This is a genomic window from Pseudomonas sp. JL2 (assembly GCF_031570495.1).
GTDB lineage: Bacteria > Pseudomonadota > Gammaproteobacteria > Pseudomonadales > Pseudomonadaceae > Aquipseudomonas > Aquipseudomonas rhizophila.
Genome location: NZ_JAKUDH010000047.1, coordinates 1 through 8156, shown reverse-complemented (window position 1 = coordinate 8156; position 8156 = coordinate 1). Strand labels below are relative to the sequence as shown.

Below are 8156 nucleotides of genomic sequence, written 5' to 3'. Positions count from 1 at the left end.
GTCAGGATCCGGCGGCTAAGGTTGGGGTGGATGAGGGTGAACCGGCGCTGCCGATGACGGCGGAGCAGCGGCGGGCGCGGATTGATGAGTTGGCGGAGGCGAATGCCTATCGGCGTTTGGATAAGATGGAGCGATCAATTGAGGGCGCGCATTTCTTACAGAAGCATGGCGCTCAAACTACGGCGGATTCTCAGTTGGAGCGTGTCAGGACAGGCCGGAACCCGGGCACTGGGGAAGTCGATGTTTATGAAAGAGGAAGAAATGCAGGCCAGCCTGCGATTCCGTCTGCTGCAACTCGTTTCTTGAGCCATCGCGACCAATTAAATGCTATTCATCGAGCCCAATTGATTTTCAGGCGAGCAGGCATTGTGGCGTCTAAAAAGCCAATTGAGATGAGGCGTGTAATTGGTGAAGGTTATAAACGAGAAGGTTTAGAGTACGGCCAACAAACGAAAGCGATAGTCATTCTTGATAGAAATGGCCTACCTAAAACAGCCTATACAGGATCGGGCACATGAATAATATATATGATTTACATGATATTTGGGGGTTGCTATTTGTTTTTAGTATTGAAAATGTTCATGACGTGGCGCGTGAGGAAATAATAACTTCGAAAAATGTAAATGATGATGAAGAGCTAGGTCAATTATTTGATTTGTTGGTTCGTCCGGAATTTCTATTTCACAGTCCAAAGGAGCAAGTTTTATTAATTAATACTCTCAGCTATTTCCTAGAAAGCGGTGATAGCTTTGATAGAGTTTTCTTAAATTTGGATACATACTTTGATGACGATGTTAATGATCGGCGCCGATTTATGCGAGTTTTGCTAACTTCTTTGATTAGATATCAAACTGAGAGTCAAAAGTCGGACAGATAAGGACTTACTGCACCACCAAACNTCCTAGAAAGCGGTGATAGCTTTGATAGAGTTTTCTTAAATTTGGATACATACTTTGATGACGATGTTAATGATCGGCGCCGATTTATGCGAGTTTTGCTAACTTCTTTGATTAGATATCAAACTGAGAGTCAAAAGTCGGACAGATAAGGACTTACTGCACCACCAAACCGCTTTTGTGGCGAGGGAGCTTGCTCCCGCTGGGCTGCGAAGCGGCCCTAAAACAGCCTACTCGATCAACCAGGCACACCGAGGTGTGTGCAGAAGGGGGCTGCTGCGCAGCCCAGCGGGAGCAAGCTCCCTCGCCACAGGGGTTATCGCCAGGCGTTCAGGCAAATGCGGGACTCACTCACACCGACAACCCCAACCCCACCACAGCCTCCCGCTCAGCCAAACCATCAACCAAGTACACGCTCCCCCCCAAAATCTCCTTGGCATGATGCTTGGCCTGCGAAGCCAGTTCCGCCAACTGGCTGGCATCCAGTTCCCCACAGGCTTCAGCCCGCAAATGCACCACCCCAATCGACAGCGACAGCAAGGCAAATTCCTGTCGAACGCCCTGCCGATTCAGCGCGGTGAAGCAGCCGGCTTCCAGATGCTCGGGGCGGTAGAAGCGGCGGCAGTGGGTCTGGAAGTCGCTCAGTAATTGATTCAGGCGTTTGCGCCAGTCTTCCGGACCGAGGACCAGCAGGAAGTCGTCGCCGCCGATGTGACCGACGAAGTCGCGGCTGGGATCGATGCGTTCGTTCAGGCATTGGGCCAGGCACAGCAGGACTTCGTCGCCGCGACCGTAGCCGTAGATGTCGTTGAAGGGTTTGAAGCTGTCGATGTCTACGTAGCAGATCACTGATTCCTGTCGTTGTTGCAGCAGGCGTGTCAGGCATTGTTGGATCGGCACGTTACCCGGCAGCAGGGTCAGCGGGTTGGCGTAGCGGGCCTGTTGGATTTTCAGTTCGGTGATGAGCTTGAGCACGTCGATCACCCGGCCCAGGCCCAGGTAACTGCCGTTGAGGGTGATGATGAAGTCTTCTTCGATGCGTTGTCGGGCGCGGCTGGTGATGAGGCGGCTGACCTGTTGCAGCGACTGGTTCAGTTCCACCGCCAGGAAGTCATCGCTCATCAGGCGGCTGATGGGTTTGCGGGCGAACAGGTCGGTGGCGAAGGGTTTGAGCAAGGCATCCGAAAGGGAGTGACGATGGACGATGCCGCAGGGTTGTTCCTGATCGTCCAGTACCGCCAGGGAGTTGAGGTTGGCTTGGCGCCGAAACGCCTCCAGCACGGTGGCCGTCGGCGTGTCGTGGGCCACCGCCGGTTGTTCGTTGAGCAGCGCCCCGAGGTCGTTGACTTCGTCGGTCAATGCCACCGCGCCGGCGTCCTGCCGGGGCATCAGCGCCCTGGCGTCACGGGAGGGCTGCTCCTGTGGGCGAGCGAGCAGATAACCCTGAACCAGGTCGACGCCCATCTCTATCAATACCGCCAGTTCTTCCGGCAGTTCGATTCCCTCGGCAATCACCTGGGCGCGGGAAGCGCGGGCGATTTTCAGGATCGAGCCGACAAATTCGCGCTTGAGGGCATCCTGGTGAATACCATCGATGAAGTGCCGGTCGATCTTCACATAATCGGGGCGCAATTCGGACCACAGCCGCAGGCTCGAATACCCGGCGCCCAGATCGTCCAGGGCGATGGAGAAACCCATGGCCCGATAATGATGCAGGGCGGTTTGCAGGAGTTGGAAGTCGTCGATCGGTGTTTGTTCGGTCAGTTCGATCACCACCTGGCTGGGCGGGATGCCGAAATCTTGCAGCAGTTGCAAGGTGCGTCCGGTCTGGTGGGCGGCTTCGAGCAGGGATTCGGGCGAGACGTTGAGGAACAGCTTGCCCGGCAGTTTCTGCTCATTGAAACGTTGGCAGGCGCTGCGTCGGCAGGCCAGTTCCAGCTCACTGAGGCGTCCGGCCTGGCGGGCCACCGAAAGTAGGGCGATGGGCGAGTGCAGCGGGCTGTTGGACGGGCCCCGGGTCAGGGCTTCATAACCGACGATGCGCCGTTCGGAAAGGCAAATGATGGGTTGGAACAGGCTGTGTAAACCGCTTTGAGCCAGGATTGAACTCAAGGCACTCAGCTGTTCTGTCGTGGTCATGGCAATCTCTGGCGATAAAAAAAGGACTGGGCGCCACCCGTTCAAGGGGACGCCCGGTCCTGTATTTCACGACAGAATGATGTCAGTTTGATGACGCTCCGGGGAGCGTCAGCATTAAATGGCCATCATGTCAGTGCTTGGCAATCGCCGTGTTGAGTTTCAGGTAATCGATGAGGATACGACCGGTCTCGCTCAGGTAGGCATCGTCTTCCGGTTTGGTTTTTTCCGGCTCGGCGATCAGGTCTTCATCCTCTTTCTTCAGTTCCTTGAGCGGCTCTTCACCCTTGGCCTTGCGCCGCAGGTTTTCCATGGTCAGTTGCTTGGCTTCGATGTCGGCATGCTGTGCGCGACGCTCGGCTTCGTTGAGGGTGACGGTTTTCTCCAGCATCAACTTTTGCGCCAAAGCCAGCTTGTCGCGGATGAAGACAAACTCCGCGTCCTGGGACGTGCGAGCGTCATGATCGGACTTGAGTTGCGCCAGGAATGGCTTGAACGGATCCACCGCCGGCTTGATCGCAGGCCGGATGGTGTCCCACGGCATGGCCTCGGGCAGGGCGCTTTCACCGATTTCCTTGGTGTCGATGATCGACGGGTAATCGATGTCCGGCAGTACACCCTGGTGCTGGGTGCTCTGGCCGGAAACCCGGTAGAACTTGGCCAGGGTCAGCTTCAGTTCGCCATGGTTGAGCGGCTGGATGGTCTGCACGGTGCCTTTGCCGAAGGTCTGGCCGCCGATGATCAGTGCCCGGTGATAGTCCTGCATGGCGCCGGCGAAGATCTCCGAGGCCGATGCCGACAGACGGTTGACCAGCAAGGCCATCGGGCCTTTGTAGAACGCCCCCGGATTTTCATCCTCGAGCACATCCACGCGGCCATCGGCGTTACGCACGAGCACGGTCGGGCCCTTGTCGATGAACAGGCTGGTCAGTTCCGTAGCTTCCTGGAGGGAGCCGCCGCCGTTGTTGCGCAAGTCGATGACGACACCGTCGACTTTTTCCTTCTGCAACTCGGTCAGTAGCTTCTTCACATCGCGCGTGGTGCTCTTGTAGTTCGGATCACCGGCGCGGAAGGCCTTGAAGTCCAGATAGAAAGCCGGGATCTCGATCACACCGAGCTTGTAGTCCTTGCCGTCCTGTTTCAGTTTGAGGACAGATTTTTTTGCAGCCTGCTCTTCCAGCTTCACCGCTTCACGGGTGATGGCCACGACTTTGCTGGTCTGGTCGTTCGGCGCATTGCTGGCCGGGATGACTTCCAGGCGCACCACCGAGCCTTTCGGGCCGCGGATCAGCTTGACCACTTCGTCCAGGCGCCAGCCGACCACGTCGACCATTTCCTTGTTGCCCTGGGCGACACCAATGATCTTGTCCGCCGGGCCGACCTGTTTAGTCTTGTCGGCAGGTCCTGCCGGCACCAGGCGCACGATCTTCACTTGATCGTTGTCGCTCTGCAGCACCGCGCCGATGCCTTCCAGGGACAGGCTCATGTTGATGTCGAAGTTTTCCGCATTATCGGGCGACAGATAATTGGTGTGCGGGTCGTAGGACATGGCGAAGGTATTGATGTACGCCTGGAAGATATCTTCGGCGCGAGTCTGGTCCAGACGGGCCAGTTGGTTCTTGTAGCGTTTGGTCAGGGTTTCCTGGATCTGCTTGGAGTCCTTGCCGGCGATCTTCATGCGCAACACTTCGTCCTTGACGCGTTTGCGCCACAGGTCGTCAAGTTCAGCGGTGCTTCTGAGCCAGGCGGCGTCCTTGCGATCCACCTGCAAGGTTTCCTTGGTATTGAAGTCGATCTTGTCGACGCCTTTGTTCAACTCGGCAAGGGTGTAATCCAGACGCGCCTTCACGCGATCCAGGTAGCGCTTGTAGATGATGAACCCGGCGTTCAGGTCGCCGCTCTTGAGGAAATCGTCGAACTGGGTTTTCCACTTGTCGAATTCAGCGATGTCGCTGGCCAGGAAATAGCTGCGCGAGGGATCAAGCAGCTTCAGGTAGCTGTCGTAGATGATGACCGAGCGCGCGTCATCGAGCGGCGGCTTGCTGTAATGATGGCGCTTGAGCAATTCAACGACGTTGAGGCTGGCAATCACCTCGTCGCGATCGGGCTGAAGCTTGTCCCAGCTATTGGCTGCGAACGTATCGCTCGACAGCGGCAACAGACCGAGGCCAATGACAAGCGCGAGGGCGGTGCTGGGGAACAGGTGCTTCATGCTGATTCGACGCAGGGACAATTGATAACGCATATTAGGCCGTCTTTGAAGTCGCCGGTTCCATGTGGCCCGGGCGCATAATGCAAGAAAGCCCGGCGTTACAGCAGCGGGCCCAGTCGAGACTCACTATGGAGGCACCGTGAAAGCATTGCAAGGCGTTGAAGGCCAAGTGGTATGGGCAGATGAGCCAAGTCCGACGTGTGATGTAGGGCAAGTCCGCATCCGTGTGGCGGCCGCCGGTCTGAATCGAGCCGATTTGTTACAAAAGGCCGGACATTATCCGCCGCCGCCCGGTGCCAGTCAGGTGCTGGGCCTGGAGTGCTCCGGGGTGATCAGCGAGGTCGGAGCGGGCTCCTCGTGGCAGATTGGCGATCGCGTTTGCGCCCTGCTGGCCGGCGGCGGGATGGCAGAAGAGGTGGTGGTCGATGGCCGGCATGTCCTGCCGGTGCCCGAAGGGTTATCCCTGGCTGAGGCGGCCGCGCTGCCTGAGGTTTACAGCACCGCGTGGCTCAATCTGTTTCAGCTGGCTGCACTCAAGCCGGGGGAAAAAGTGCTGCTGCACGCCGGGGCCAGCGGTGTCGGTTCGGCCGCGATCCAGTTGTGCAAGGCCTTTGGCAACCCGTGCTGGGTCAGCGTCGGTTCGGCTGATCGTCTGAGTTATTGCGAGGCGCTGGGGGCCCAGGGCGGCGTGATACGCACCGATGGCCTCGAGAGCCTGAACGACTTCGCCCCCTTCGATGTGATCCTCGATCCGGTGGGCGCGAACTACGCTGCATTGAACGTGAAACTTTTGTCAGTTGACGGCCGTTGGGTGTTGATCGGCCTGATGGGCGGGCGCTCGACCGAACTCGATCTGGCGCAGGTACTGGGCAAGCGTATCCAATTGCTCGGCTCGACCTTGCGCAGTCGTGACGATCAGTTCAAGGCCGACCTGATCAGTGAGCTGGGGCACCAGGTGTGGCCGCTGTTCACCGACAAACGCCTGAGCCCCCAACTGGCCAGGACCTTTGCGATCAAGGATGCCGAAGCGGCGTTCGCGGAGCTGGCGACCAATAAGGTGTCTGGGAAGTTGGTGTTGGTGATCGATGAGAGCCTGAGCTGACTCCCGGAGCCGGGTGCGGACCAGTGGGAGCGAGCCTGCTCGCGATGGCGGTGTGTGGCATTCAGCGTGGACACCGCCAGCCCAGTCCCGGTAGGCGCTTTGTCGCTTGCACCTGCATTGTCCGATAAACGGCCTCTGCTTACCCCTGCAAACTGTCATTCCTGACAGTAGACGCAACACCCCATCCGCCCGTTAATAACCCCACCGGTTGTAGGCCACGCCCCCTCTGCGGCGAGCACCCGACGCAAGGGTATTTCCATGAAAAAGTCTGCTGACCCTGCCGCATCAGGCAATGACAACTTATTGCGCCTTGATCCGCTGCACATCCCCAACATGGCCCCTGCGTTCGAAGACTACGCCGGCGGCATCGGGGTCGGGCTGGTCGAGGATGGGTTGAAATGCTACGTCGATATCTGGTTCCCCAACGGTGACGGCGACGCGATTGCCTTCTACTGGAACAACGCACAAACCCCGGTCTGGAACCACACCATCGATGATAATCCCCCTGATCGGCTGCCGATTCAGCTCAACAGGGGACTTGTCCGGGAAGGCGATGTCGACCCGGTGTTCTACAGCGTGACCCGTCCCTCGCAAACTCCCGTGGACTCGCCACGGCAGAAGTTTCTGGTCAAGCTTAATCGCCCCGGCGGCTATGACGATCAACCGTCAATCCCCGGCCATTCCGGGCTGCGCTATGAGGTGCCCCAGGAGATTATCGACAACGGTGTCGGCCCCAGCGAAGCCGACGCCGGGGTGGACATCACCATCTTTCACTATGAACACATGCGCAAGAACGACCGTATTCGCCTGGCCTGGGGGCGAGCGACGGTGGAGCACCTTGTCCAGCCGGACGAGGTGGACACGGATATCACCATTCATGTCGACAGAGCGACGATCGAGGCTGGTCGTGAGGGGCAGGTCACCATCGCTTATCAGGTGGTGGATGTCTGCAACAACTACCCTGATGAACGCGCGCCCTGGTCTGCCGATACCACCGTGGTGGTCGATCTGAACGGTAATCGCCTCGATGCACCGCAGGTGCTGGTCAATGGTATCCCCACCCAGACGATCGACCTCGAACAACTGGCGGGCGCCGATGTCATTTGCCGGGTGTACACCCACCCAACCGACTATCTGGTGGGCGATACCTTGCGCCTGACCTGGGTCGGCACGCCTGCACAGGGTGATTCCCAGGTCATCGTCGGGCCGCTCGACAAAACCGTCGAGTACGTGCCGTTTCCATACGACTTTTCGATCCCCAATGAAGACGTGGTCGCCATCGCCAAAGGCCGAGCGTCGGTGTCCTACGTTCGGATCAGAAATGGCGAAGCGGATCGTCCATCGAACAATGCTTCCGTGACGGTCGTCGGCGACATCCAGCAGCCGGCCAGACCCGACATTATCGAGGCGACGGGCAGTGCCCTGGACCCGGACCTGAATTTCTACACCGTCTCAATCCCCTATTACCCAGGTCGCCAGCCCGGCGACCATCTCTACATCCTGTTTGAAGGCCTCGACGCCAGCAACAGTCCAACGAGTTTCGACGATAACGCCTACGTCGGCTCGGAGGCGGATGGCCAACCGGTTCTGCGCAACGTGAACAAGGCCGAAATCAAGAAACTCGATGGCGGCTCGCTCACGGTTTATTACTGGATCAACAGCCAACGCAAATCCTTGGAGCTGCAACTGGCCGTGGGCAGCGGGCAAGCGGAAATGTTAAAGCCCAACGTTATCGAGGCCGACAGTAACGATGTGCTGGACCCGGCCAAGGTGAATCCCAATGTGGGGGCCAATGTCATTGTTCCTTTCA

General features: G+C 58.0%; 4 protein-coding genes and 2 pseudogenes. 4 read left to right on the top strand and 2 right to left on the bottom strand.

Features of this window, described 5'->3' with window-relative positions; all coding sequences use genetic code 11:
* Both MKS85_RS28485 and MKS85_RS28480 read left to right on the top strand, forming a co-directional pair.
* A pseudogene (locus MKS85_RS28485) lies at positions 1-518 on the top strand (type IV secretion protein Rhs); the annotation flags it as partial.
* Positions 515-877 carry a hypothetical protein gene (locus MKS85_RS28480; RefSeq protein WP_188252471.1) on the top strand — a complete coding sequence of 121 codons (363 nt, stop codon included), beginning with the start codon at positions 515-517 and terminating at the stop codon, positions 875-877. The pseudogene MKS85_RS28485 and the gene MKS85_RS28480, both read left to right, overlap by 4 nt.
* A 370-nt stretch (positions 878-1247) precedes the next feature.
* On the opposite strand, the gene MKS85_RS28475 is transcribed toward MKS85_RS28480, so the two are convergent.
* Positions 1248-3035, bottom strand: coding sequence for a bifunctional diguanylate cyclase/phosphodiesterase (locus MKS85_RS28475; protein ID WP_188252472.1), 1788 nt, complete (start codon positions 3033-3035; stop codon positions 1248-1250).
* Between the two features lie 130 nt (positions 3036-3165).
* Positions 3166-5244 carry a carboxy terminal-processing peptidase gene (locus MKS85_RS28470; protein WP_173407522.1) on the bottom strand — a complete coding sequence of 693 codons (2079 nt, stop codon included), beginning with the start codon at positions 5242-5244 and terminating at the stop codon, positions 3166-3168.
* A 139-nt stretch (positions 5245-5383) separates the two neighbouring features.
* On the opposite strand from MKS85_RS28470, the gene MKS85_RS28465 reads away from it, so the two are divergent.
* Together MKS85_RS28465 and MKS85_RS28460 are read left to right on the top strand one after the other, a co-directional pair.
* Positions 5384-6346: a zinc-binding dehydrogenase gene (locus MKS85_RS28465; protein WP_139049396.1), complete on the top strand. Its 963-nt coding sequence runs from the start codon at positions 5384-5386 to the stop codon at positions 6344-6346.
* A gap of 258 nt (positions 6347-6604) precedes the next feature.
* Positions 6605-8156 (top strand): annotated as a pseudogene (locus MKS85_RS28460) (hypothetical protein); the annotation flags it as partial.

What these genes read in the sequence shown, in the direction of transcription:
- MKS85_RS28480 (WP_188252471.1), top strand. Translation starts at nt 515, where the DNA reads ATGAATAATATATATGATTTACATGATATTTGGGGGTTGCTATTTGTT.
- MKS85_RS28475 (WP_188252472.1), bottom strand. Translation starts at nt 3,035, where the DNA reads ATGACCACGACAGAACAGCTGAGTGCCTTGAGTTCAATCCTGGCTCAA.
- MKS85_RS28470 (WP_173407522.1), bottom strand. Translation starts at nt 5,244, where the DNA reads ATGAAGCACCTGTTCCCCAGCACCGCCCTCGCGCTTGTCATTGGCCTC.